The sequence below is a fragment of the Veillonella dispar genome (genome assembly GCF_900637515.1).
Classification (GTDB): Bacteria; Bacillota; Negativicutes; order Veillonellales; family Veillonellaceae; genus Veillonella; species Veillonella dispar.
On sequence record NZ_LR134375.1, the window covers coordinates 1646172 to 1670029 of the forward strand.

At 39.6% G+C, this 23858-nt stretch carries 32 protein-coding genes; all 32 read right to left on the minus strand.

Annotated features, from left to right (window positions below):
* Positions 1 to 43: 43 nt before the first annotated feature.
* The 32 genes from EL171_RS07700 to rpsQ all read right to left on the minus strand — a co-directional run bounded on the left by EL171_RS07700 (position 44) and on the right by rpsQ (position 23852).
* On the minus strand, positions 44 to 1147 hold the full coding sequence (locus EL171_RS07700) for a nicotinate-nucleotide--dimethylbenzimidazole phosphoribosyltransferase (protein ID WP_005385536.1): 1104 nt from the start codon (positions 1145 to 1147) through the stop codon (positions 44 to 46).
* Positions 1144 to 2181, minus strand: a complete 1038-nt coding sequence (locus EL171_RS07705; protein ID WP_039968997.1) for a nicotinate-nucleotide--dimethylbenzimidazole phosphoribosyltransferase — start codon at positions 2179 to 2181, stop codon at positions 1144 to 1146. The genes EL171_RS07700 and EL171_RS07705 overlap by 4 nt, the downstream gene beginning before the upstream one ends.
* 191 nt (positions 2182 to 2372) lie before the next feature.
* Complete coding sequence (locus EL171_RS07710) at positions 2373 to 3260, minus strand: prephenate dehydrogenase (RefSeq protein ID WP_005385533.1); 888 nt, start codon at positions 3258 to 3260, stop codon at positions 2373 to 2375.
* Positions 3261 to 3361: 101 nt separating this feature from the next.
* Positions 3362 to 4708, minus strand: a complete 1347-nt coding sequence (locus EL171_RS07715) for an MATE family efflux transporter (RefSeq protein WP_005385531.1) — start codon at positions 4706 to 4708, stop codon at positions 3362 to 3364.
* Positions 4709 to 4780: 72 nt separating this feature from the next.
* Positions 4781 to 5500, minus strand: a complete 720-nt coding sequence (locus EL171_RS07720; protein WP_005385529.1) for a LemA family protein — start codon at positions 5498 to 5500, stop codon at positions 4781 to 4783.
* Positions 5493 to 7343 carry an MAG1210 family protein gene (locus EL171_RS07725; protein ID WP_005385527.1) on the minus strand — a complete coding sequence of 617 codons (1851 nt, stop codon included), beginning with the start codon at positions 7341 to 7343 and terminating at the stop codon, positions 5493 to 5495. Before EL171_RS07725 ends, EL171_RS07720 begins: the two co-directional genes overlap by 8 nt.
* 320 nt (positions 7344 to 7663) lie before the next feature.
* Positions 7664 to 8536, minus strand: a complete 873-nt coding sequence (locus EL171_RS07730; RefSeq protein WP_005385526.1) for a 2-oxoacid:ferredoxin oxidoreductase subunit beta — start codon at positions 8534 to 8536, stop codon at positions 7664 to 7666.
* Between the two features lies 1 nt (position 8537).
* Positions 8538 to 10289 carry a 2-oxoacid:acceptor oxidoreductase subunit alpha gene (locus tag EL171_RS07735; RefSeq protein WP_039968993.1) on the minus strand — a complete coding sequence of 584 codons (1752 nt, stop codon included), beginning with the start codon at positions 10287 to 10289 and terminating at the stop codon, positions 8538 to 8540.
* Between the two features lie 270 nt (positions 10290 to 10559).
* A complete protein-coding gene (gene truA, locus EL171_RS07740) occupies positions 10560 to 11345 on the minus strand; it encodes a tRNA pseudouridine(38-40) synthase TruA (RefSeq protein ID WP_005385522.1) in 786 nt (261 codons plus the stop codon).
* Positions 11342 to 12145 (minus strand): energy-coupling factor transporter transmembrane component T family protein, encoded by an 804-nt coding sequence (locus EL171_RS07745; protein WP_005385521.1) that lies wholly within the window; start codon positions 12143 to 12145, stop codon positions 11342 to 11344. Before EL171_RS07745 ends, truA begins: the two co-directional genes overlap by 4 nt.
* Complete coding sequence (locus tag EL171_RS07750) at positions 12135 to 12995, minus strand: energy-coupling factor transporter ATPase (RefSeq protein WP_005385519.1); 861 nt, start codon at positions 12993 to 12995, stop codon at positions 12135 to 12137. Before EL171_RS07750 ends, EL171_RS07745 begins: the two co-directional genes overlap by 11 nt.
* Positions 12995 to 13942: an energy-coupling factor transporter ATPase gene (locus EL171_RS07755; protein WP_005385518.1), complete on the minus strand. Its 948-nt coding sequence runs from the start codon at positions 13940 to 13942 to the stop codon at positions 12995 to 12997. The genes EL171_RS07750 and EL171_RS07755 overlap by 1 nt, the downstream gene beginning before the upstream one ends.
* 283 nt (positions 13943 to 14225) lie before the next feature.
* Entirely contained in the window at positions 14226 to 14561 is a 336-nt protein-coding gene (gene rplQ, locus EL171_RS07760; protein WP_004695155.1) for a 50S ribosomal protein L17, read from the minus strand.
* 12 nt (positions 14562 to 14573) lie between these two features.
* Positions 14574 to 15578, minus strand: coding sequence for a DNA-directed RNA polymerase subunit alpha (locus EL171_RS07765; RefSeq protein ID WP_039968990.1), 1005 nt, complete (start codon positions 15576 to 15578; stop codon positions 14574 to 14576).
* A gap of 71 nt (positions 15579 to 15649) precedes the next feature.
* Entirely contained in the window at positions 15650 to 16039 is a 390-nt protein-coding gene (gene rpsK, locus EL171_RS07770; RefSeq protein ID WP_004695151.1) for a 30S ribosomal protein S11, read from the minus strand.
* A 19-nt stretch (positions 16040 to 16058) separates the two neighbouring features.
* Positions 16059 to 16427, minus strand: coding sequence for a 30S ribosomal protein S13 (gene rpsM / locus EL171_RS07775; protein ID WP_004695149.1), 369 nt, complete (start codon positions 16425 to 16427; stop codon positions 16059 to 16061).
* 23 nt (positions 16428 to 16450) lie between these two features.
* Positions 16451 to 16564, minus strand: a complete 114-nt coding sequence (gene rpmJ / locus EL171_RS07780) for a 50S ribosomal protein L36 (protein WP_004695148.1) — start codon at positions 16562 to 16564, stop codon at positions 16451 to 16453.
* A gap of 26 nt (positions 16565 to 16590) precedes the next feature.
* Positions 16591 to 16809 (minus strand): translation initiation factor IF-1, encoded by a 219-nt coding sequence (gene infA / locus EL171_RS07785; RefSeq protein ID WP_004695147.1) that lies wholly within the window; start codon positions 16807 to 16809, stop codon positions 16591 to 16593.
* Between the two features lie 23 nt (positions 16810 to 16832).
* Entirely contained in the window at positions 16833 to 17603 is a 771-nt protein-coding gene (gene map, locus EL171_RS07790) for a type I methionyl aminopeptidase (RefSeq protein WP_005385514.1), read from the minus strand.
* Between the two features lie 3 nt (positions 17604 to 17606).
* Positions 17607 to 18170, minus strand: coding sequence for an adenylate kinase (locus tag EL171_RS07795; protein WP_005385513.1), 564 nt, complete (start codon positions 18168 to 18170; stop codon positions 17607 to 17609).
* A 12-nt stretch (positions 18171 to 18182) separates the two neighbouring features.
* Positions 18183 to 19445, minus strand: coding sequence for a preprotein translocase subunit SecY (secY, locus tag EL171_RS07800; protein ID WP_039968988.1), 1263 nt, complete (start codon positions 19443 to 19445; stop codon positions 18183 to 18185).
* 1 nt (position 19446) lies between these two features.
* A complete protein-coding gene (gene rplO / locus EL171_RS07805) occupies positions 19447 to 19890 on the minus strand; it encodes a 50S ribosomal protein L15 (protein WP_005385511.1) in 444 nt (147 codons plus the stop codon).
* 22 nt (positions 19891 to 19912) lie between these two features.
* The gene (gene rpmD / locus EL171_RS07810) at positions 19913 to 20092 is read right to left on the minus strand and encodes a 50S ribosomal protein L30 (protein ID WP_004695138.1); all 180 of its coding nucleotides are present in this window, start codon (positions 20090 to 20092) and stop codon (positions 19913 to 19915) included.
* 14 nt (positions 20093 to 20106) lie between these two features.
* Positions 20107 to 20610 carry a 30S ribosomal protein S5 gene (rpsE, locus tag EL171_RS07815; protein WP_004695136.1) on the minus strand — a complete coding sequence of 168 codons (504 nt, stop codon included), beginning with the start codon at positions 20608 to 20610 and terminating at the stop codon, positions 20107 to 20109.
* Positions 20611 to 20628: 18 nt separating this feature from the next.
* Positions 20629 to 21009, minus strand: a complete 381-nt coding sequence (rplR, locus tag EL171_RS07820) for a 50S ribosomal protein L18 (protein WP_005385510.1) — start codon at positions 21007 to 21009, stop codon at positions 20629 to 20631.
* Between the two features lie 17 nt (positions 21010 to 21026).
* Positions 21027 to 21572 (minus strand): 50S ribosomal protein L6, encoded by a 546-nt coding sequence (gene rplF / locus EL171_RS07825; protein ID WP_039968986.1) that lies wholly within the window; start codon positions 21570 to 21572, stop codon positions 21027 to 21029.
* A 24-nt stretch (positions 21573 to 21596) separates the two neighbouring features.
* Positions 21597 to 21983: a 30S ribosomal protein S8 gene (gene rpsH / locus EL171_RS07830; protein WP_004695128.1), complete on the minus strand. Its 387-nt coding sequence runs from the start codon at positions 21981 to 21983 to the stop codon at positions 21597 to 21599.
* A 27-nt stretch (positions 21984 to 22010) separates the two neighbouring features.
* Positions 22011 to 22280 carry a 30S ribosomal protein S14 gene (gene rpsN / locus EL171_RS07835; protein WP_005377140.1) on the minus strand — a complete coding sequence of 90 codons (270 nt, stop codon included), beginning with the start codon at positions 22278 to 22280 and terminating at the stop codon, positions 22011 to 22013.
* Between the two features lie 16 nt (positions 22281 to 22296).
* Entirely contained in the window at positions 22297 to 22836 is a 540-nt protein-coding gene (rplE, locus tag EL171_RS07840) for a 50S ribosomal protein L5 (RefSeq protein ID WP_005385508.1), read from the minus strand.
* Between the two features lie 23 nt (positions 22837 to 22859).
* Entirely contained in the window at positions 22860 to 23180 is a 321-nt protein-coding gene (rplX, locus tag EL171_RS07845; protein WP_005385506.1) for a 50S ribosomal protein L24, read from the minus strand.
* An 18-nt stretch (positions 23181 to 23198) separates the two neighbouring features.
* On the minus strand, positions 23199 to 23567 hold the full coding sequence (gene rplN / locus EL171_RS07850; RefSeq protein WP_004695117.1) for a 50S ribosomal protein L14: 369 nt from the start codon (positions 23565 to 23567) through the stop codon (positions 23199 to 23201).
* A gap of 24 nt (positions 23568 to 23591) precedes the next feature.
* Complete coding sequence (gene rpsQ / locus EL171_RS07855; RefSeq protein WP_005385504.1) at positions 23592 to 23852, minus strand: 30S ribosomal protein S17; 261 nt, start codon at positions 23850 to 23852, stop codon at positions 23592 to 23594.
* Between the last annotated feature and the right edge of the window lie 6 nt (positions 23853 to 23858).

The following is a 23858-nucleotide window of genomic DNA, read 5'->3' on the forward strand; positions in this document are numbered from 1 at the left end:
AACATATAAAAAGAGGGATTTAATAACCCCTCTTTTATATAGATTACTCTTTGTTCTTTTGTCTACCTTTACCGGCCCCATCTTCAGCGGCTTTAACCTCAGCTTCGACGAAGGTTTTCATATCATTCAGCATATGCATGGATGCATCAATAATGGATAGTCCCATTGTAGAGCCTAATGCTTCATCAATTTGTAAGTTATAGTGCAAACATGGTTTTACACCTAAGAATCGACATTGCTCCTTATGGATTGGTTCCTCATATGCTGCAGATGGGAATATATAGTCCTTAACCAATGGCTCAATAGTAACTGCCGCTAATACAGCTGCACCGGTTACGGCATTATCAAACACTACCGCCATACGATGACTAGCAGCACCTAAAATAAATCCAGTTAAGAATGCAATATCTAAACCACCTGCGACATGAAGCAAATGCAATACCGCATCACGACGCTCGCTTTCACTCAAAGCAGACCAATCATCAACGGCAATGTTGAAACGATCTACAAAGGAATGAATATGAGCAGCTCGTTGCTCAATGGTAGGTCCACATTCAGTATGAACTAGAATATCGTCATAGGCGCAACCTGTAATCGTTGCTGTCGTTACTAGAGAATCCAAGAAAGCTCGTTCACCAATATTACCAATAGCAACTACTTGCAAGCCAGCCTTATGTAATTTCTCGGCATAGGTAAAGCCTAGTTCAAGGGCCTCTTCTAATTCATCACAAGAAATAACAGGTTCTACACCAAAGAAATGGGAACCCTTACGGATAACCTTTTGGTCAATATTCGTCAAATCCGTTGTATCTTGTTCAAGGCCTATATTTACTACATGCACAGGTGCTTGTAACTTAGATGCCGCACCTTGTGTAGCCGTTCTACCATCATTGAAACGCTTAATAGCTGCGTAGCTTTCACGACCATGCTGACTATTTTGAGGACCATCTACTAAGTGATCCGCCGCCACCACAAGTACACCATATTGCAAATGGTTTGGTTGAGGATTTGCCAGAATGCCCGCAAAGCGCTCAGCTATTAACTCTAATGTTGCAAGACTATAAATAGGTTTTGTTAAATTATCGATACGTAATCGGCATGCTTCCATGGATGGCGCATGTAATGGTTCAATTGTAAAAGTTCTCATGCCTTACCTCCTGTAACAGCCAAATACATATGAACAGCAAGATCTAGCATTCCCATTTGAATGGAGCCACCAGAGGCCTCACCGAGACATAGCCCTAAATCAACATAGGCTTCAAGGCCTAAATTTTCTAAAGAAGATTTAGCCGCTTTTTCAGCTGATAAATGAGATGCCATTACATAATCCATCGCCTGTGGAACTAATGTTTTAGCAACCAATGCACAAGCAGATGTATTAAAACCATCAATAATAACAAGTGCATTATTCGCTGCAGCACCTAGAATAACACCTACGATACATGTAAATTCAAAGCCGCCCACAGAGGATAAAATTCCGATTGCATCATCTTTCGGAATATTTTTATATTTTTCTAATACATCATGCACAATGCGTTGCTTTAATTTTAGACGCTCATCAGAAATATTAGTGCCTCGCCCTGTAGCTTCCTCTGCAGTGAGTCCTGCAAACTTGGCAGTCATAAGAGCACTAGCAGTAGTATTAGAAATTCCCATTTCCCCTACTAAGAAAACATTAAAGCCTTCGTCGATTTTCTCTTTTACAAGGCGGATACCTATTTCAATGCCTTCAACGGCTTGTTCACGTGTCATGGCCGGTTCTTCAACAAAGTTTTTTGTGCCCATACCAAGTTTATGACTACGGAGTCCTGGTACCCAGCTCATATCTGCATCAATGCCCATATCGATGACTTCCATTTGAGCCCCACAGTAATTAGCTAAGGAATTGGCACCCGCCCCTTTAGGAATTAAGTAGTTTTGTGTCATCCCTACAGTTGTTTCCTTTGGATACGCACTTACGCCCATATCGGCCACGCCATGATCGGCAGAGGCAATAATCATACAAGGCTTTGGAACCGTTAAGTGTTCCTGATTTGTAGCCGCACCATATTGAGCCACCACGTTTACAAGTCGCCCATATTGTTCTACAGGTGAACCTGCATTCCAACTATCAATTATATGTTGTTCAATCTCATGACTGCGCCCAGTAATAGCGTCACAAGTTTCTTGTAACAAACTCATAATATCTCCCTTAACTAAATCATATGTTACATGTATATTCTTTACGAACCCTAGTATACACATTATACTGCATAAACCGCGTTACTTCAGCTATATAAATAGACATCAAACTCAAATGAATGTTAATTACTCATTGTTAGTACTCTATGAATGTTAACCAATGTATAGCCTTAGCTAATAATTATTTATCATTAGCTATTCTTTATTTGTCCTGTTAAATATGGTAATTTACCGCGAATTTCTCTACTTCGTTCTAAATAGGTTTCTAGACTTTGACCTTCGTCTTCTTGTGAAAGTATCTCTTTTACCCGTTGAATTTCAAATTCGATTTGTGAAAGACCTTCAATTACATTGTGTCTATTACCGTAAATGATTTCACGCCACATAGATGGTAATCCACCGGCAACACGTGTACAGTCTCTAAAGCCCCCTGCGGACAATTTCATGCGCAACTCGCCTAGTTCATCACCACCGGAAACTTGAGTTAGAATGGATGCCAATAAATGTGGCATATGGCTTACCATGGCTAAGTATGCGTCGTGAGCGTAGATATCTACAAATTCAATACGAGATCCTACAGCGCGACCCATTTCAGCCAATTCTTGAGCCACCTCTTCACTATATACATCAGAGGCCTTATCCTCTAGTACAATCCAGCCCATACCTTTAAATAGGTTTTTATGAGATACTTCGTAGCCCCCCTTTTCAGAGCCCGCCATAGGATGAACAGATACAAAAATTGTCCCTTTCGGAATGGAACTATATACAGCTCGTACAAAGTTTTCCTTTGCACTAGATACATCAGTTACCACTTGTCCTGGTCTAAAAAGATGTGCCGTTTCTGTAAATAGTCTTGCATTTGTATCTGGAGGTAGTGAAAATACGACAATATCCGAATTCTCAATCAATGGTTCTACCTCAGTCCAGGCAGCTTTCACCACACCATCTTGAATGGCTGCATCACAAACCTCTTGGCGACGCGCATAGCCCACTACCTCATAATCGGTATAAGCCTTTAACGCCTTTGCCAACGAACCACCTAATAACCCCAAGCCAATAATACCTACTGTCTTACTCATATAAACCTACTTTCACAAATAATTAGCCTTACACTCTCTAATGTAAGGCTAACTATATCTACAAACTACTAAATATATACTGAAATCGTGTAACTATAAGACTATGCCTCTATGAGGCGTCTATTTTTCCACTTCCCACTATACCAGCGATATACAAATAATAAACCTCGTAAAATTTCATCTACCGCCATGGCAATCCAAATGCCTACGAGCCCCCATCCCCAGTAAATACCAAAGAGGTAGGACAATGGCACAGCACATAGCCACATGCCAAAAACGCCTACGAGCATCGGCGTTCTAATATCCCCTGCTGCTTGTAAGCAGCCAACCATAACAATATTAACGGCACGACCTAACTCAAGGAAAATCTCAATCAGTAATACATTATGTGCTAACGATAGGATTTCTGGATCCGTAGTAAATATGGATAGTACAATATCACTGGTACTATAAAAGAACGTAGCCAGTCCTACACTAATGGCAATGGCTAACAACATAGAATGCCATACGCGATTTGTCACCTCAGCTTGTCGTTTAGCCCCCATCAGGTAACCCACAATAACTTGAGATGCATTTGCTAATGCTATGGTATATACATAGCAAAGCATGGCAATAACCGATACATACACCTTTGTATTAATAACAGCTAACCCTAAGATGTTGACCATTTTCATAATCGTTGTCTGAGATAACTGATAACTTAAGGTTTCACCACCAGAGGGAACACTGATATTTAGTAAAGACTTAACCGTATGCCACGGGAATGGTTTTAAAAATTTGAAGCTCACCTCTAAAGTAAGCAACTTCTTAAAGGTATAGCCGATAATTACGAGGCCTACCACCTTAGATAACCAGGTAGAAATTGATACCCCTAGTACACCAAGGCTTGGTATGGGACCATGACCAAATATTAATACATAGTTAGTTGTGATATGGATAATATTCATAACTAACGCGATATACATAGTAACACGCGTTAATGAATGGCCTCTAAATACGGCAACCAACGCATAATACATAGCCTGAATCGGTAATCCTGCGGCCACAATGGTCGTATATATCGACGTATCGCTCATCGTTTCTGGCGGAATACCAAGCCATGTAAAAATCCATTCATGACAGGTGATAAAGAATACAGCCGCAACAGATGAAAACAAGAAGTTCAACACCAAACTGACCGTACATACCTCTGATAGCTTAGACTGATTTCGAGCCCCTAAATACTGGGCAATCAAAATCGTCGTAGCTGTACTCATAACAATGATGAGCATAATAAATATATTTAAAATTTGATTGGCATTAGCCACAGCTGCTACCGCTTGAGGAGAGTAGTGACTCATCATCACTTGGTCTATATTACCTACTAACAGCTGTAGGAATACTTCAATAAATATAGGCCAGCTCAATGTCCAGATAGACAAGCTAATCCCTTTTTCATAAGACTTCATAGTATCCCCTTATATACTAATGTCAGATTTTATAGTATGCCCTTTATACACTAACGTCCAATTGCCTATCCCTTAAAAGAAAACGTCCTTAGCTTTTTCTTTAGTTTCTTGATCTGCAATAAATGGAATTCTAGTAGTTCTACCTTCTTTTGCAGCTACAATCTTTTTAAATGGGAATTCAAAGATTTCTCTATTCCAAGTATTTACAGCATCATTATACAACGTTCTAGCTGCAGTAATTTCTTTTTGTAAGTAAGAATTTTGTTGCATTGCATCACGAATTGTATCTTGGCTTTGTAATTCAGGATAATTTTCTATAGCTACGTTGAGGGCTCTTGTAGCCTTGTTAAGTTGTGCATTCACATCACTTCTAGATTCTTCAGAAAAATTACCACTTCTATACTTAGCAATGTCTACAAGGATATCCTTATCAACTTCAATAGATTTTTCCACAAGTTTAGCCGCATTAGAAAGAATCACCACACGTTGCTCCATATAGTTATCAATTTCAGATGCAGCATTTTGAATTCTTTGTTCCATCATATTAAACTCTGAGCTAATTTGTTTTAATCGCCACCATGGATAAATCAATACAATGGTGCCAATAATAGATACTAGATACTTGTCTATAACTATGCCAAAAACGATACCGATAACACCAACTGCCATAAGGATCGTTGGAAGAAGTTTTTCAAAGCCACTAGTTTCAACAGGGATTACCTTAGCGATAACATGCACATCTCTGCCTTCAGACATAATTTCCGGATTCATTTCGTCGAGTTGGTTAGCCATTTTGGGTACCTCCAAATTCTTTGTAAATAGTATTTAATAAATCGTCGAGAGACTGATTTTGTCGATATAGTTTACCTGCCATAAAGTGATCGTATGCAAAAGACCTATCTCTATTATTTTCAGATTTTTGATACTGATCTAGACCTTTAATATGATTAAAATCCTCTCCAGCAGATTTAATTTCTGAAACCTCTATCAATTCGTGTTTTGTAACAGGAACATACTCGTCCCAGCGGACTGGAACATAATAGGTTCTACCATTACCAGCTCGTACAGGTACTTGATCTACGTGTTCGATGGCCCTATAAGAATAGGCATCTACCTTAATTACCTCAGAGTCACCTTCATTTTTATGGTGGCTAGTCTTAAGAATTGTTTTTACATTATTCTGCTGAGCCGCATCAGGAGGAACAAATAAATTAAGTCCCATTTTATTTGCTAGCATTTCTGTAATGTAATCATTATATTTGAAATTATAAGACTTGCCATAAATATAATCATTAGAAGCCATTTGTTGATACACAGGAATCGCTAAAATTGGTAGGAATGAGAAATACATGTGTTCAAAGTAACTGCAGTTGTAATTAATGAACTTCTCTTTAATCTTTTGGAATGAAAAATCATAATACTGAGATGGTGATGTATCAAAGTCCCAATTTTGAGAATTGTCAGCTTTAATCTCATTAATTTTACACTCTTTATTAAATATAAAATCATCTCCATATGGAGAGTTTTCAAAAATATCCTTATAGTTGTTTTGTGCTAATGGCGTAAATAGTACGCGGAACTCAACCTCATTGTTGCGATCTAATGCATTAAATTGTGCATCAAACTCTTCATTGGCTAAAGCTTGGAAGCCTCCACCATTCTCCAATGAATCCTGACTCTTCTGTCTAAGACTAGCAATACCTTTTGCTATCTTACTCTTAGCGCCACCGAAATTAAAGAATCCTTTTTCCGGTGGCTTCCTATGGAATGTTAGGTTAGGTGCTGCATGATTACCATACACTAAAGATACTTTATTGGCATAATAAGGACCAGGTTGTCTTATAACGGCCCGTAATGTTTCGTTAACATCACGAGTTTTTAGATTCCCATTAGAATCAACATACTCTTCTGTATACGTAACATTTAAGGTGCCCTCATACGTATAATCATCCATCCAGTGGATTATGCGCTTCAGAAAAACAAAGGGGTTTCCTAAAATATCACCAGAAGCAATATCTAAGGTGGAATGATTTACATCACCTTTTTCTAAAAATCCATAATCTTTAACGAGCTGTTCATATCGTTCAATATTAAAGTTAGAATCCATATGAATAAAAGGAATCGCCTTTTTTATAAGTTCTACAGTCATTTCACTATGAAATAGATTGTTTAAAGGGGCCATCATCTCATAGCCTTCTTGACGCATTTTAGCTAATGTCGCATCTAAATCATTAAGTTTTTCTTCAAGGCTTTTACTATTAGGCTTAATCCAATATAGGTAAAGCCCTACACTTAGAACTAATATAAGTATAGAAACAATAATCGCTACAATATCAATATGATCTTGTGAAAACTGATAAATACCATAAATAATGGCACCTATACCAATAACAATATCAACCTTTTTAATAAGGCCAAATCGTTTATAGGATGTGTTTGATTGATCGCGATTTTCTGATACATCAGTATACTTATCTATTAATAATTTATTATTATCTATATCAATCTTTGATTGATCTACTAGTTGTTGAAAGTATTCTTCGGTTACTTGTTGAAACGCGTCCTTTAACTCTTCCCGATAATACTTAAGTGGCTCTAGTAATGCTTCATTATATTCATTCGACACGTTACTCATTCCCTCTCCTTAATGAATCGCATAGTAAATGATACTTCTATACGTTTCCATTATGCCTCATATTCTGAAATAATAGCCTCTTATACTTATAAGCGTTCAATTTTTACTTAATTATAAATATCCTAAATTATAAATTAGTATATCAATTAAGAAAACCTCCGTAAAGTAATAATACGATTCATACCACTATAAAATAACCATATCATTCACAACACTCTAAAGTAATCATACTATTCATAATGTCATAATGTAAAAACCCCTCTTTACTGGACATTCAGTAAAGAGGGATTCAGATTATACATAATTCAATTTAGATAAGATTATTTAAATTGATTGCAAAGGCTATCAAATAGCGCTTGATCTGGTTTTACCACATCTTCAGTTAATGGACGAGGATGTGGACCACCATTTGCTGCTGCCAAGGATTTTTCGAAGGAAGGTTTAGATGTATTTTGGTAAATAAGACCAGTAACCAAACCATCTGTATCGCCCAAAGTTTTAAGTGCTGCTGCACGATCTGTTGGATTATAGCCTTCAGGCAATGCTACTAAGTGTTCTTTGAACCAGTCATAGCTGTTGCGTTTGTTGTATGTAACACATGGACTAAATACGTTGATGAAGGAGAAGCCATCATGGTCCATAGCCTTTTGAATCAAATCAACAAGTTCTTCACGGTTGATCATGTAGCTTTGAGCTACGAATGTAGCACCTGCTGCAATCGCAGTTTCACAGATAGACAATGGAGACTCGAACGCCCCACGAGGAGTTGTTTTTGTAACAAAACCGATGTCGGAACGAGGGGATGCTTGACCTTTAGTCAAACCATATACATGGTTATCCATTACGACGTATGTCATATTTACATTACGTTTAAAAGCATGGATAGTGTGACCCATACCGATAGCGAACGCATCACCGTCACCGGAGAATGCGATAACTTCTAAGTCTTGGTTAGCAAGTTTAACGCCTTGTGCGTAAGGAAGCGCACGACCATGAGTTGTATGAGCACCATATGCGTAGAAATAACCACCGATACGGCTGGAACAACCGATACCGGAAATTACTGCTAATTTTTCTGGTGGAATATTTTTCGCTACTACAGCGTCAGTAATCGCTGCTTGAACCCCATAATGGCCACAGCCTGGACACCAGTTAGGACGAATATCGTTTCTGTAATCTTTAGCTGTTGTCATATTATAGGACCTCCTTAATCGCATTTTTCACATAACTTTTTGTGAATGGATTACCATCGTATTTCAAGCAGCTGGAAATTTTAGATTTCTTATGCATGTTGATTTTAAATAAGTTAGTCAATTGACCTGTTGCATTGTGCTCAACGATAACCACTTTTTTTGCAGCATCCATAAATGGTTGTAATTGTTTTGCTGGGAATGGTTTAATCAAGCGCAATTGCAAGTGATTAACTTTAACACCTTCTTGATCGAATTCAGCAACAGCTTCTTCGATAGCGCCACGGCTAGAAGCCATACCTACAACGAGAACATCTGCTTCGTCGTATTTAGCGTTATTCAAGAATGGCTCGTAATTATCAGCTACAGTTTCCAATTTGCGGAAACGTTTATCAGTTTGCGCTACGTGCATTGTAGGCGCTTCTGCTGGTTTACCTTCTTCATTATGTTCTAAACCTGTGGAAAGGAAGAGACCATTTTTCATACCAGGAATTGTACGAGGAGAAATACCATCTTCAGTCAATTCAAAGCGTTTGAAGTACTTAGGTTGTTCCAATTCAGGAAGGTCAGCTTCTTTCATCATTTTACCGCGGTTAATAGGTACACGGTTCAAATCGAAGGAAGGAACGGATTGTTTATTCAAACCTTGTTGTAAATCCGGCATGAAGATAACTGGACATTGGTACATTTCTGCCAAGTTGAAAGCTTTTTGAATTTCATAGAAGCATTCTTCAATAGATGTTGGAGAAATAACGATACCAGAATAATCGCCATGTGCATTGTAGCAAGCCGCAGCAATATCGGATTGTTCAACCTTTGTAGCCATACCTGTGGATGGGCCAGAACGTTGAACGTCGATAACAACCATTGGTAATTCAGCCATGGAAGCCATGGATAAGGATTCAGCCATCAAGGAAAGACCCGGGCCAGAAGTACATGTGAAGCCACGAACACCTGCGTATACACCGCCCATAGCTGTCATGCATGCTGCGATTTCATCCTCTGTTTGAACGATAGTAGCACCCAATTTATCCATATTTTTAATCATATATTCCATTACTTCAGATGCTGGAGTAATAGGATAAGATGCCATGAAACGGGAACCCGCAGCAATAGCACCTAAAGCACATGCTTCATTACCTAATAAGAACATTTGATCTTTCTTACCAGGAGCTGGCAATGTATCGATTTCCACATCGCCCAATTTTTCCATTACAAGGCTATGACCATCGTCAAAGGCAGCTAAGTTTTTATCCACGATTTCTTGGGATTTTTTCGCAAATTTAGCAGCAATCGCATCTTTAAACATCTTAGTATCAAAACCAAGAAGTGCTACAGACATACCAAGTGCTACGATATTACGCATCAACAAGGAACCTTGTTTCATTGCGGTTTCAGAGATTGGCAAGGACAAGCAATTAACCTTTGTACCTTCAAATTTAGAGAAGTCAGGATTTACTTTGCTGTCACAGATGATGTAACCGCCCTCACGAACTTCAGAACCATGCATATCAACTGTTTCTTGATCAAGAGAAAGCAAGAAGTCTACGCCTTCACCAATGGACATAACTTGTTCTAATGCAACGCGCAATGCGAATGTAGTATGACCACCTTTGATACGAGATGCAAATAAACGTTGGCTATACAAGGAATAACCTTCTTTAGCGAGGATTGTCGCCATAATTTCGCCACAACTCTCGATACCTTCACCTTGTTGGCCGCCCATTTTCCAGATAAAATCTTTACGTTTTTGCAAGAGATTCACCCTCCTTAGGATAAAAATTACACTGCTGACAAGAGTCTACCTTACTATGTTAATGTTTTATAGTACGAACCTGTCCATATCGTCATTGTATCATGTATATATTGGGTTTACAATGTATCATTTCACATAATAATAGGTATAAATTAAGGCATTATAACTAAAAATTATAAGAAAAAAGGATACTACATGCTATGTAGTATCCTTTTAGTATTAATAGTTATCGTTTTAAATAAATTCTAAGAGAATGCAGTCTATACAAAATTATATAGAATATTTATTCTGTAACACCTCTTGCTGACGTTCTTCCGTAAAGAATATCTCCTCTAAACATAACCCTTGGGCTGGCGCCGTTTTACCTATAACACGACGATCTTTAGCGGCTAAATAGCCCTTAATATCCTCCACCTTGCGTCTTCCAAGGCCTACATCGACGAGGAGCCCTGCAATATTGCGAACCATGTGGTATAAGAACCCATCTCCCACTACAGAAATGGTAACATGAGAGCCTTCTGCCTCTACATGAATTCCTATAATTGTTTTTACCGGATCAGCGGGCGTTGAATTCGTCCCCTTTAAGGTTGTAAAATCATGGGTGCCTAATAATTCATTGCCTGCAGCTTGCATGAGATCGATATTAAGAGGCTTCTTAACATGCCAATGGTATCGTTTTGTCAAAGGATTGGCAATGAGCTGATTATGAATGGTATATACATATTCCTTACCATATATATTCCATCGAGGCTTCCAATCGAGTGGAATTTCCAGGGCTTCAAGAACAACGATATCCTTTGGAATATGCGCAATCATAGCACGAGGAATGTTTTCTACTGGTATAGATCCAGATGTTTGGAACGTACATACTTGAAACTTTGCATGTACACCTGCATCTGTTCTAGAAGCTCCATAGATTTGTATGGGTTCGTTACAAATTTTGGACAATCCATATTCTAAGCAACCTTGTACTGTTAAGCCCTTATCATCAGGTTGCTTCTGATAGCCTGCTAAATCGGTGCCATCATAAGCAACTATGATTCGTATATTTCTCATAGACCTAACCACCACAATGCAATGAGTACAAGGGTAATCAAAATAACAGCACCGACGCCAATATAATCAACATAGGTAACTTGTAGTTCCTTCATACGCGTACGGTTTACACCACCTCGATAGCAACGCGCTTCCATAGCAATAGCCAGTTCATCAGCACGTCTAAATGCACTGATGAATAAAGGAACCAATAAAGGTACCATATTTTTTGCCCGTTGAATGATAGACCCTGTTACAAAGTCTGCACCACGAGCAGATTGAGCTTTCATAATACGATCCGTTTCATCCAATAAAGTAGGAATGAAACGTAATGCAATGGTCATCATCATAGCCAATTCATGAGCAGGTACGCCAATACAACGGAATGGGTTTAGCAAATGCTCAATACCATCGGTCAAACGAATTGGTGATGTCGTATAGGTCAATAGGGAGGAGAACAAGATTAAAAAGATTAATCGTGCTGCCATTTGTAGACCCATAGCCAAGCCTTGATCTGTAATATTAATAATGCCCCATTGGAAAACTGAATTACCTGGGGTCGTAAAGATATGAATACCCATAGTAAATACAATGATAATCCAAAGTGGTTTAATAGCTGACCACATCAAGCGTAATGGCAATCTTGATAACAACATAGCAAAGATGGTAAATGCTCCTACCAAGCCATACGCAAGAGGAGAATTTGCTAGGAAGATAGCTACCACAAAGATAGTTGTAGCAATAATCTTGGCACGAGGATCCATGCGATGCAAGAAGGAGTTTCCTGGGAAGTATTGCCCAATAGTAATGTTATTTAACATGGCTACCTCCTTCTAGAATGGCTTGTACTGCATCATCTACAGATAATACACGATTAGATACATCTAATCCTTGTTCACGCAAATATTCCATGGTTACAGATACTGGTGGTACGTCTACACCAACAGCTTGCAATGCATCGCGGTGATGATTAAAGATTTCCATCGGTTCTCCATCGAGAACGATACGACCTTTATCGAGTACCACGAGGCGAGATGCCATGCGAGAAATATCCTCCATGTTATGTGATACAAGGATTACAGTAATGCCCTTTTCTTTATGAAGTCGAATGATCTCTTCAAATATTTCTTCACGACCAAATGGGTCAAGGCCTGCAGATGGCTCATCAAGGACTAGGAAATCTGGATTCATAGCCACTACTCCTGCAATGGCAACACGGCGCATTTGTCCACCCGATAAGTGGAATGGAGAGCGCTCCGCGTAGGTGTCGTAATCAAGACCTACAAATTTCATTGCCTCCCGTACCCGTTCATCTACTTCATCAGCACTGAGGCCTAAGTTTTTAGGGCCAAAGGCAATATCTTCGGCAATAGTTTCTTCAAACAACTGATGTTCTGGATATTGAAAAACCATGCCTACCTTATGGCGCATCTTTTTAGCTTCCTCTGTAGAAGCACTAATATCTACACCATTAACGGTAACCGTTCCTGTTGTAGGATGTAATAAGCCATTTAAATGTTGTACAAAGGTAGATTTACCAGAGCCGGTATGACCAATGATGCCTAAAAACTCACCGTTTTCAACAGTAAGAGATACACCGTGAAGGGCTGTCTTTTCAAATGGAGTACCTACACCATAGGTATAAGTAATATTATCTATTACAATCGCCATTAGTGTGTGCCCTCCCCTCTTACTACATTTGAATTTTCATTGATAGGAGAACTTATCGTTTTAGCACCTACGTTATGTTCACTTAGTAATTGATCCGCTAATTTAGAATGTTTTAGACCTACTGCTAATTCTTCATTATTGATGATACTTTTACCGATCTCATATCCTTTTTCATTTAATTTGAAAGCAATTTCAGACGCTACTGGTACATCGAGGCCAAGGCCTTTTAATGTATCTACATGGCTAAAAATCTCACGAGGGGTACCATCATGTAACTTCACGCCATTTTTCATTACCACCACACGATTAGCTGTGACAGCTTCCTCCATAAAGTGTGTAATGTACACGATAGTGATACCTTCTTCTTTATTGAGTTTATGAACTGTCTCTAATACCTCACGACGACCTTTTGGATCGAGCATAGCCGTTGGTTCATCAAGAACGATACAATCAGGTTTCATGGCAAGTACGCCTGCAATAGCAATACGTTGCTTTTGACCACCAGACAACAAATGAGGACCATGCTCTCTATATTCAGTCATATTAACAGCCTCTAATGCTGCATCGACACGTTTTCTAATTTCAGCACTAGGAATTCCAAGATTTTCTGGACCAAAGGCAACATCTTCTTCTACGACAGCTGCCACAATTTGGTTATCCGGATTTTGGAACACCATACCTACATGTTGGCGTATATCCCAAATATGTTCTTCATCACGCGTATCATAGCCACATACATTGATATACCCTTCACTAGGTTGTAATAACACATTGAAATGCTTGGCTAGTGTACTTTTACCACTACCATTAGTACCGATGATACAAACAAACTCGCCACGCTTGATGGATAAACTCACATCATTTAGTGCGTGTACATCATTGCCATTTTCATCGGTATAGATATGACTCATATGATTGACCTGAATCATAATGTCTTTTTCATTCATGGATAACCTCATATCTTTCTAGTCAATTTCGCTTCTATAAAAGTAGAACCATTTACAAATCAATCATTCCCATATTGAGCCTACTAGCATCAATATAATATGTCCTGTTCATACACTTAGAATGAAATAGTATCTAAGGTATACTGTAAAAGGTTAACAATAGACATTTAATATTTACGATAACTGCTAATATATTACGATATTATACTCATCGATTGTACCATAAAATTGACAATAAAAAAACGGTGCTGCAACATAAGTTACAACACCGTATAGAGTTTGATTAAACTAACTCGATAATAGCCAAAGGTGCAGCGTCACCTTTGCGAAGACCAGTTTTGATTACACGAGTATAACCACCTTGACGGTCTGCATATTTTGGAGCAATTGTATCAAACAATTTTTTTACTACGCTTTCATCCATGAGGTATGCAAGAACTTGGCGACGTGCATGAAGATCACCACGTTTAGCCAAAGTTACCATTTGATCAGCTAAAGAGCGAAGTTCTTTCGCTTTAGCTTCTGTAGTTTCAATACGCTCATATTGGAAGAAAGATGTTAACATGCTACGGAACAACGCTTTACGAGCGGAGCTGTCGCGGCCTAATTTTCTGTACATTCGTCTTCCTCCTTATTCGCCTTTTTGTTTAAGTTGAAAACCACCTGGATGATTATTGAGTTTTTCCTCAATTTCATCGATGGATTTTTTGCCTAAATTGCGAACTTTTCCTAAGTCATCAATGGTTTTGTCTAGCAAATCTGCAATTGTATTAATGCCAGCACGTTTCAAGCAGTTATACGCACGAACAGAGAGTTCCAACTCATCGATGGAAATCTTTGCTGGGCCTTCATCTACAGCTGGTTCTTCATTATCGGAACCTACTGGATCAACAACGATACCGCCTTCACCTGTGTTTACATCTACAACATCTGCAGAGTGCGCTAATTTAGTGAAGTTCCCTAAATAACCAATCATAATGGCAGCAGATTTTGCCACTGCATCAGCAGCAGTAATGGAACCATCAGTCCAAACTTCTAATGTAAGTTTGTCAAAGTCCATTTCATTGCCTACACGAACATCACTCACTTCGTATTTGGCACGAAGAATTGGAGAGAAGATGGAATCGATTGGAATACAACCGATTACATCTGTGTCTTTTTTATTCTTCGTAGAAGGAACGTAACCTTTGCCACGTTCAATCACTACGTCCATTACGAGATGAGCTGTCTCATCCATAGTCGCAATCACAAGTTCAGGATTCAATACTTCCACTTCTGGTGGGAATTGCTCAGCTAAGTCAGCTGCTGTCAATACACCATCCTTTTGGAAGTCAAAGTGAACTTCCAATGGTAGTTGCACATCTTCTTCAACTTTGATGCACAATTGCTTTAAGTTAAGGATGATATCCGTAACGTCTTCGCGAATACCAGGAATAGTAGAGAATTCATGAAGAACTCCATCAATTTTGATAGAGGTGATAGCTGCCCCATCCAAGGATGAAAGCAAAATTCTGCGTAAGCTATTACCGAGAGTGATACCATAACCACGGTCTAATGGTTCACATACGAACTTACCATAGCGACCGCCTTCGGCGATGTCCACCTTCTCGATTTTAAGTTTCTTTTCTTCGCTCATCAGGAACATCCTCCTATACAACACACGTTCATAGTTTAATTATAGCACCGTATCAAATCGGCCGCTATTAATTATACACGACGGCGTTTTGGAGGGCGACAACCATTGTGAGGAATTGGAGTTACGTCTTTAATGGAAGTAACTTCAAGACCTGCAGCTTGTAAAGCACGGATTGCAGCTTCACGGCCGGATCCAGGACCTTTTACGAATACTTCAACAGTGCGAAGACCATGTTCCATTGCAGCTTTAGCAGCTTGTTCAGCAGCCATTTGAGCAGCGAATGGAGTGGATTTACGGGAACCACGGAAGCCCAAGCCACCAGCGGAAGCCCAAGACAACGCATTACCGTTTGTATCTGTCAAAGTTACGATAGTGTTATTGAATGTAGAACGAATATGAGCCGCACCGGATTCAATATGTTTCTTTTCTTTTCTTTTAGTTCTAACAACTTTTTTAGCCACGCTTTATCCCTCCTTTATCTTATTTCTTTTTACCAGCAATTGCTTTTCTAGGACCTTTGCGAGTACGTGCATTCGTTTTAGTACGTTGACCACGAAGTGGTAAACCCATACGATGACGTTTGCCTCGATAGGAGTTGATTTCAATTAAGCGTTTAATGTTAAGAGCTTCTTCACGACGAAGGTCACCTTCAACTTTGTAATCAGCATCTAACAATTCACGGATTTTCGCTACTTCATCTTCAGAAAGATCACGAACACGTGTGTCAGGATTGATGCCAGTTTTAGCAATGATTTCAGATGCTAAAGTTGGACCAATACCATAAATATAAGTTAAACCAATTTCCACTCGTTTATCACGAGGTAAATCTACACCGGCGATACGTGCCATCTAATCATCCACCTCCTATCAGATTATCCTTGTTTTTGTTTATGTTTTGGATTTTCGCAAATAACCATTACACGGCCTTTGCGTTTAATGATTTTACATTTTTCGCATATCTTTTTAACTGATGGTTGAACCTTCATTAGTACCTCCTTTGTGGACCCTATGCTTATTTGAAGCGATAGGTGATGCGACCACGATTTAAGTCATACGGTGTCAGTTCCATAGTAACTTTATCACCAGGAAGAATACGGATAAAATTCATACGCATTTTACCTGACACATGAGCCAATACGATATGACCATTTTCCAATTCAACTTGGAACATGGCATTCGGTAAAGCCTCAACTACCGTACCTTCCACCTCAATAACGTCTTCTTTTGACATATCTTTTCCTCCGGTTACCTGTTTTATTTAATTAACCGCGGTTCATCACGCATGGTTAATATTTCAGGGCCGTTTTCTGTAACAACCACTGTATGTTCGAAATGAGCAGCAGGTTTACCATCTACGGTAACTGCTGTCCAGTCATCCCCTAATACATGAACACGATAACTACCCATTGTAATCATCGGTTCAATACACAATACCATACCTGGTTTCATTAAAGGTCCTTGATCAGGACTACCATAGTTTGGTATTTGCGGATCTTCATGCATTTCGCGGCCTAAACCATGACCTACGAAGTCGCGAACGACACCGTAACCATGTTTCTCACAATACGTTTGAACAGCGTGACCGATAGCACCGATACGGTTGCCAACTTTCACTTGTTCAATTCCCTTGAACAGACTTTCTTCTGTAACTTTTAACAATTTCATCACATCTGGTTTGACGTGACCGATAGGAATCGTCACAGCCGAATCGCCGTGATATCCATCAATAGATGATACAAGATCAATACTGAGGACATCACCGTTTTTAAGCTTACGCTTAGCGCTCGGAATACCATGAACAACTTCATCATTGATAGAAGCACAGATTGTAGCAGGGAATCCATAGTACCCTTTACAACTTGGTATACCACCGTGGCTGCGAATATATTCTTCGGCAATTGTATCTAACTCAAGCGTCGTGATGCCAGGTTTAGCCTTTTCTACTAACAAGGACAACGTGTCTGCTGTAAGCTTACTTGCCTTGCGGATACATTCAATTTCATGGGGCGATTTTAAAATAATCATGGATTATTTCTCCAAAGCCTTAATGATGTCAGCAAATACTGCGTCTACATCTTGTAAACCGTTAATTTCTTCATATAAGCCGCTGTTGCGGTAGTAATCAATTAAAGGTTTAGTAGATTCTTCGTACACAGCTAGACGTTTCTGTACTGTTTCAGGGTTATCATCAGCACGATTTTCTAGAACAGCTCGTTCGCTAATACGTTTAACTAATTCCTCGGAAGGAACATTTAAGTTAAGTACAGCGTCCAAAGAAATTCCTAATTCTTTAAGGATTGCATCCAAGGACACAGCTTGCGCTGTTGTTCTTGGGAATCCATCAAGAATAAATCCAGATTTGCAGTCATCTTTCACCAAGCGATCACGTACGATACCAACAGTTACACTGTCAGGTACCAATTGACCAGCATCGATGTATTTCTTAGCCTCAACTCCAAGAGGTGTTTCGTTCTTAATCGCAGCGCGGAACATATCACCTGTTGAAATTTGGGGAATACCGTATTTTTCAATAAGTCGAGCTGCCTGAGTGCCTTTACCAGCACCAGGAGGTCCCATTAATAGAATATACATATTGTTTCCCTCCTATTTCACAAAGCCTTTATAGTGGCGTGTTACCATGAGCGACTCAATTTGTTGCATTGTATCAAGTGCTACACCTACAACGATAAGGAGAGCCGTACCACCAAAGTATACGCCTTGGACGCCGGTAATACTACCGAGGAAATTCGGTATAATAGCAACGACAGCTAAGAATACAGCGCCAGCCAAAGTGATCTTGGTCATCACGTTATCCACATAATCAGCAGTTGGTTTACCCGCACGAATACCTGGGATAAAACCACCGTATTTTTTCATATTATCTGCCATATCTGTAATGTTGATAGAGATTGCAGTATAGAAATACGTAAAGATAAAAATCAATAATGCATACAATGCCGTTTGTAACGGCGTCCCCCATGTAAATAAATCTGCAATTTTATGAACATATTCATTGTCAATAAATTGCGCAATTGTCACAGGGAACATCAACACAGATGACGCAAAGATAATTGGGATTACACCTGCCTGATTGACTTTCAACGGCAAGAATGTAGAGTGACCACCGTACATTTTACGACCTACTACGCGTTTAGCATATTGAATCGGAATACGACGTTGGCCTTGTGTAACTGCAACTACGACAGCAATCATCGCAAGAGCAATTACAGCAAATAAGAATGCTTGGAACATATTGATTGTTCCGTTTTGGATATATTGATAAATAGTTTCTAAACCATCTGGTAATCGAGCTACGATACCAGCAAAGATGATCAAAGAAATACCATTACCTATACCATATGCTGTGATTTGTTCACCAATCCACATCAACAAGCATGTACCTGCTGTTAGGATGATGGCCACAACGAATACACTAAGGAAATCATTATTTACCAAAGCGTTGTTTGCTCTAAGAGCAAATGCCATGCCTGCGGCTTGTACAAAGCCGAGGACTACGGTGCCATAACGAGTTACCTTCGCTATTTTCTTACGCCCGTCTTCACCATCTTTACTCCATGCTTCAAACTGAGGAACTACAGACTGAAGCAGTTGCATGATGATGGAAGCATTGATGTAAGGTGTAATACTCATTGCAAAGATAGAGAACTTACTAAGCGCACCACCAGCAAACAAGTCTAATAGACCGAATAGGTTACCGGATGTAAACAAGGATTCGATAACAGACGCATCAACGCCTGGAACAGGAATGTGGATACCAGCTCTAAAGATGGCAAACATCATTAATGTGTAAAGAATCTTATTACGTAATTCGGTAATCTTAAAGATGTTCGAGAGGCTATCTAGCACCCTAGATCACCTCTACTTTTCCGCCTGCTGCTGTAATTTTTTCTTCAGCAGATTTAGTGAAGCCATTAGCGATAACTGTTAAGTTTTTAGTTTCCAATGTACCGTTACCTAAAATACGAATGCCATCGCGTACATTTTTCAAAATGCCAGCTTCAATAAGAGCTACTGGATCAACTGTTGCACCGTCTTCAAAACGGTTCAATTGTTCTACGTTAACTTCAGCATATTGTTTAGCAAAAACGTTGTTGAAACCACGTTTTGGTAAACGACGATAAAGAGGCATTTGGCCGCCTTCAAAACCGGAGCGAACGCCACCGCCAGAACGGGAGTTTTGACCTTTTTGACCACGACCAGATGTTTTACCCAAGCCAGAACCTAAACCACGGCCTACACGAGTACGAGTTTTTTTGGAACCAGCAGCTGGTTGTAATTCATGAAGTTTCATTCAGTGCACCTCCTTATCAGTATTAAACTTCTTCAACTTTTACTAAATGTCTAACTTTGTGAAGCATACCTTCGATTTGAGGTGTTACTTCTTTTACAACTTGAGAATTAGTTTTTTTCAAGCCCAAAGCTTTAACTGTCGCGCGTTGATCTTCAGGACGACCGATTAAGCTTCTTGTTAATGTTACTTTAACTTGTGCCATTTCTTGTCTCCTTATTACGCGTTATAAATTTCTTCAACGGTTTTACCACGAAGTTCAGCAACTTCGCTAGCGCGTTTCAAATCTTTCAAACCTTCGATTGTAGCGCGAACCATATTGTTAGGGTTAGAAGAGCCCAAAGATTTAGTCAAGATGTTACGAACACCTACTAATTCCAATACGGCACGAACAGGGCCACCAGCGATAACGCCAGTACCTTCAGCAGCTGGTTTCAAGAATACGCGGCCTGCGCCGAATACGCCTGTTACGCTGTGAGGGATTGTACCATTTTTAATTGCTACGTTTACAATATTTTTCTTAGCATCATCGATACCTTTGCGAATTGCTTCTGGTACTTCCGCTGCTTTACCTAAGCCAACGCCTACATAACCGTTGCCATCACCAACAACTACAAGAGCGCTGAAGGAAAAACGACGACCGCCTTTAACTACTTTGGCTACGCGGTTGATGAATACTACTCTTTCTTTAAGATCAAGACTGGTGTAGTCAATTCTCGCCATGTCTATAGTTCCTCCTTCTTAGAATTTTAAGCCTGCTTCACGAGCACCTTCTGCAAGGGCTGCTACGCGGCCGTGGTAAATGTAACCACCACGGTCAAACACTACAGTGTCAATGCCTTTAGCGATAGCTTTTTTAGCAACTGCTTCACCAACAGCTTTAGCAGCAGCTACGTTACCACCATAGGATAAGTTCAAATCTTTATCTAAAGAGCTAGCAGCAACCAAAGTTGTACCTGCTACGTCATCGATTACTTGTGCGTAAATGTTGCTCAAAGAACGGTAAACGTTCAAACGTGGGCAAGTTGCCGTACCAGAGATGTGACGGCGAATACGAAGATGACGTTTTGCTCGAGCGATATTTCTACTAGATTTACGAGGCAAGATATTCACTCCTTTCATTCATATAGATGATATTACTATTTACCTTTTGCACCAGCTTTACCAGCTTTGCGACGAACAACTTCGCCTTCATAGCGGATACCTTTCCCTTTGTAAGGTTCAGGTTTTCTCCATTTACGGATATCAGCTGCTACTGCGCCTACAACTTCTTTGTCTGCACCAGAAACAACGATTTTGTTAGGAGCTGGAACTTCAATTGTAATACCAGCTGGAGCTTCCATTTCTACTGGATGAGAGAAGCCAAGTGTAAGAGCTAATTTATTGCCTTGTTTAGCCGCTCTGTAACCAACACCGTTGATTTCAAGAGTTTTTGTGAATCCTTCAGATACGCCTGTTACCATATTAGCAACAAGAGCGCGAGTCAAACCGTGAAGGGAACGATGAGCTTTATTGTCGGAAGGACGAGCTACTGTAATTGTGTTACCTTCAACAGTGATATTCATATCTGGATGCAAATCGCGAGATAATTCACCTTTAGGACCTTTTACGTTCATATGATGGTTATCATATGTAACAGTAACGCCTGCAGGGATCTCGATAGGCATTCTACCGATACGTGACATTATTTCTACCTCCTATTGCTACTATTACCAAACGTATGCGATTACTTCGCCACCAAGACCTTCTTTACGAGCTTGTTTGTCGCTCATAACGCCTTTGGATGTAGAAATAACTGCGATACCCAAACCACCAAGTACACGAGGAAGTTCTTCCTTTTTCGCGTAAACACGTAAACCAGGTTTGGAAATACGTTTAATTCCTGTAATAACTTTTTCGTTATTGGAACCATATTTCAAAGTTACTTTTAAAGTGTTTTCTTCTTTTTCTACGTTCTTTACGAAACCTTCTTGTAAAAGGATGTCAAGAACAGCTGCTTTCATTCTAGATGCAGGAATGTTTACCGTTTCATGAAGTGCAGCATTTGCATTACGGATGCGCGTAAGCATATCCGCGATAGGATCGGTCATTACCATAATCTAAAAACCTCCTCTCGTCTAATATTACCAGCTGGCTTTTTTAACACCAGGAATTTGTCCTTTGTACGCCAATTCACGGAACGCAATACGGCTGATACCGAATTTGCGCATATAGCCGTGAGGACGACCAGTTAAGTTGCAACGGTTGTGTAAGCGTGTTGGGGATGCGTTTGCTGGTAATTTGGACAAGCCTTCATAATCACCTGCTGCTTTTAACGCTGCACGTTTAGCTGCATATTTTTCAACGATTTTAGCGCGTTTCTTTTCGCGTTCAATCATAGATTTTTTAGCCATCTATATGTTCCTCCTATTATTTTTCGAAAGGCATACCGAATTGAGTCAACAATTCACGAGCTTCTTCATCTGTTTTAGCAGTTGTTACTACGATGATATCCATACCAGTAACACGTTCTACTTGATCATATTCGATCTCAGGGAAGATGAGCTGTTCTTTAAGACCCAAAGCGTAGTTACCACGGCCATCAAATGCTGTTGCGCTGATACCGCGGAAGTCACGTACACGAGGTAATGCCGCATTGATCAATTTGTCGAGGAATTCATACATGCGTTCGCCACGAAGAGTAACTTTTGTACCCAACGCCATGCCTTCACGAACTTTGAAGTTCGCAATGGATTTTTTAGCTTTTGTGATTACAGGTTTTTGACCAGAAATGATAGTCAAATCATTAACTGCTGCTTCCAATGCTTTTGCATTGCCTACTGCATCACCAACGCCGATGTTGATAACGATTTTTTCCAATTTAGGGATTTCCATAACGTTGCCGTATTGGAATTTTTCTTGCAAACTCTTTTTGATTTCAGAGTTGTATTGTTCAAATAAACGAGACATTTATTTAGCTCCTCCTTTCCTGATTATTTAAGTACTGTACCAGATTTAACTGTAGCGCGAACGAATTTACCGTCTTTGCCTTCAACTTTTTTGATACGAGTAGCTGTTTTAGTTTCTGGGTCAACGATCATTACGTTAGAAACATGGATACCAGCTTCTTTAGTAACGATGCCGCCTTGTGGGTTAGCTTGAGAAGGTTTTGTGTGACGTTTTACAGTGTTAACGCCTTCAACAAATACGCGTTCTTTTTTAGGTTCAGTTGCAATTACTGTACCTTGCTTACCTTTATCTTTACCGGAGATAACAACAACTGTATCGCCTTTTTTGATTTGTAGTTTAGCCATATGCTGCGTTCCTCCTTCTTATAATACTTCTGGAGCCAAAGAAACGATTTTCATGAAGTCTTTTTCACGAAGCTCTCTAGCTACAGGTCCAAAGATACGAGTACCACGAGGGGTCTTGTCATCTTTAATAACTACTGCTGCGTTTTCATCGAAACGGATATAGGAACCGTCTTGACGGCGGATACCTTTTTTAGAACGAACAATAACAGCTTTGACTACATCGCCTTTCTTGACAACGCCACCGGGTGATGCATCTTTTACAGAAGCAACGATTACGTCACCGATATTGCCGAATTTGCGATAAGAACCGCCCATGACTTGGATACACATAATACGTTTTGCACCAGTGTTGTCGGCAACATTCAAAATTGTTTGTTGCTGGATCATCGTCTATTCCTCCTTACATCACTCTTATTTTTGTCTTTCAAGAATTTCAACAACTCTCCAACATTTATCTTTAGAAAGTGGACGAGTTTCTACAATTTTAACTGTATCGCCAATTTGGCACTCATTGTTTTCATCATGAGCTTTGAAGCGTTTAGTGCTAACCATTGGCTTATTATATAATGCGTGAGGTACTTTACGTTCTACAGCAACAACAACAGTTTTATTCATTTTGTCGCTTACAACTTTACCTACGCGGACTTTACGTACGTTTCTTTCTTCTGCCACGATTTT

Bases quoted from the DNA above. Each gene is read 5' to 3' on its own strand.
- EL171_RS07700 (WP_005385536.1), bottom strand. From the start codon at position 1,147: ATGAGAACTTTTACAATTGAACCATTACATGCGCCATCCATGGAAGCA.
- EL171_RS07705 (WP_039968997.1), bottom strand. From the start codon at position 2,181: ATGAGTTTGTTACAAGAAACTTGTGACGCTATTACTGGGCGCAGTCAT.
- EL171_RS07710 (WP_005385533.1), bottom strand. From the start codon at position 3,260: ATGAGTAAGACAGTAGGTATTATTGGCTTGGGGTTATTAGGTGGTTCG.
- EL171_RS07715 (WP_005385531.1), bottom strand. From the start codon at position 4,708: ATGAAGTCTTATGAAAAAGGGATTAGCTTGTCTATCTGGACATTGAGC.
- EL171_RS07720 (WP_005385529.1), bottom strand. From the start codon at position 5,500: ATGGCTAACCAACTCGACGAAATGAATCCGGAAATTATGTCTGAAGGC.
- EL171_RS07725 (WP_005385527.1), bottom strand. From the start codon at position 7,343: ATGAGTAACGTGTCGAATGAATATAATGAAGCATTACTAGAGCCACTT.
- EL171_RS07730 (WP_005385526.1), bottom strand. From the start codon at position 8,536: ATGACAACAGCTAAAGATTACAGAAACGATATTCGTCCTAACTGGTGT.
- truA (WP_005385522.1), bottom strand. From the start codon at position 11,345: ATGAGAAATATACGAATCATAGTTGCTTATGATGGCACCGATTTAGCA.
- EL171_RS07745 (WP_005385521.1), bottom strand. From the start codon at position 12,145: ATGTTAAATAACATTACTATTGGGCAATACTTCCCAGGAAACTCCTTC.
- EL171_RS07750 (WP_005385519.1), bottom strand. From the start codon at position 12,995: ATGGCGATTGTAATAGATAATATTACTTATACCTATGGTGTAGGTACT.
- EL171_RS07755 (WP_005385518.1), bottom strand. From the start codon at position 13,942: ATGAATGAAAAAGACATTATGATTCAGGTCAATCATATGAGTCATATC.
- rplQ (WP_004695155.1), bottom strand. From the start codon at position 14,561: ATGTACAGAAAATTAGGCCGCGACAGCTCCGCTCGTAAAGCGTTGTTC.
- EL171_RS07765 (WP_039968990.1), bottom strand. From the start codon at position 15,578: ATGAGCGAAGAAAAGAAACTTAAAATCGAGAAGGTGGACATCGCCGAA.
- rpsM (WP_004695149.1), bottom strand. From the start codon at position 16,427: ATGGCACGTATCGCCGGTGTAGATTTACCTCGTGATAAACGAGTGGAA.
- rpmJ (WP_004695148.1), bottom strand. From the start codon at position 16,564: ATGAAGGTTCAACCATCAGTTAAAAAGATATGCGAAAAATGTAAAATC.
- infA (WP_004695147.1), bottom strand. From the start codon at position 16,809: ATGTCAAAAGAAGACGTTATTGAGGTGGAAGGTACGGTAGTTGAGGCT.
- map (WP_005385514.1), bottom strand. From the start codon at position 17,603: ATGATTATTTTAAAATCGCCCCATGAAATTGAATGTATCCGCAAGGCA.
- EL171_RS07795 (WP_005385513.1), bottom strand. From the start codon at position 18,170: ATGTATATTCTATTAATGGGACCTCCTGGTGCTGGTAAAGGCACTCAG.
- rplO (WP_005385511.1), bottom strand. From the start codon at position 19,890: ATGAAACTTCATGAATTACAACCAGCTGCTGGTTCCAAAAAAACTCGT.
- rpmD (WP_004695138.1), bottom strand. From the start codon at position 20,092: ATGGCACAAGTTAAAGTAACATTAACAAGAAGCTTAATCGGTCGTCCT.
- rpsE (WP_004695136.1), bottom strand. From the start codon at position 20,610: ATGGCGAGAATTGACTACACCAGTCTTGATCTTAAAGAAAGAGTAGTA.
- rplR (WP_005385510.1), bottom strand. From the start codon at position 21,009: ATGAAAGGAGTGAATATCTTGCCTCGTAAATCTAGTAGAAATATCGCT.
- rplF (WP_039968986.1), bottom strand. From the start codon at position 21,572: ATGTCACGTATCGGTAGAATGCCTATCGAGATCCCTGCAGGCGTTACT.
- rpsH (WP_004695128.1), bottom strand. From the start codon at position 21,983: ATGGTAATGACCGATCCTATCGCGGATATGCTTACGCGCATCCGTAAT.
- rpsN (WP_005377140.1), bottom strand. From the start codon at position 22,280: ATGGCTAAAAAATCTATGATTGAACGCGAAAAGAAACGCGCTAAAATC.
- rplE (WP_005385508.1), bottom strand. From the start codon at position 22,836: ATGTCTCGTTTATTTGAACAATACAACTCTGAAATCAAAAAGAGTTTG.
- rplX (WP_005385506.1), bottom strand. From the start codon at position 23,180: ATGGCTAAACTACAAATCAAAAAAGGCGATACAGTTGTTGTTATCTCC.
- rplN (WP_004695117.1), bottom strand. From the start codon at position 23,567: ATGATCCAGCAACAAACAATTTTGAATGTTGCCGACAACACTGGTGCA.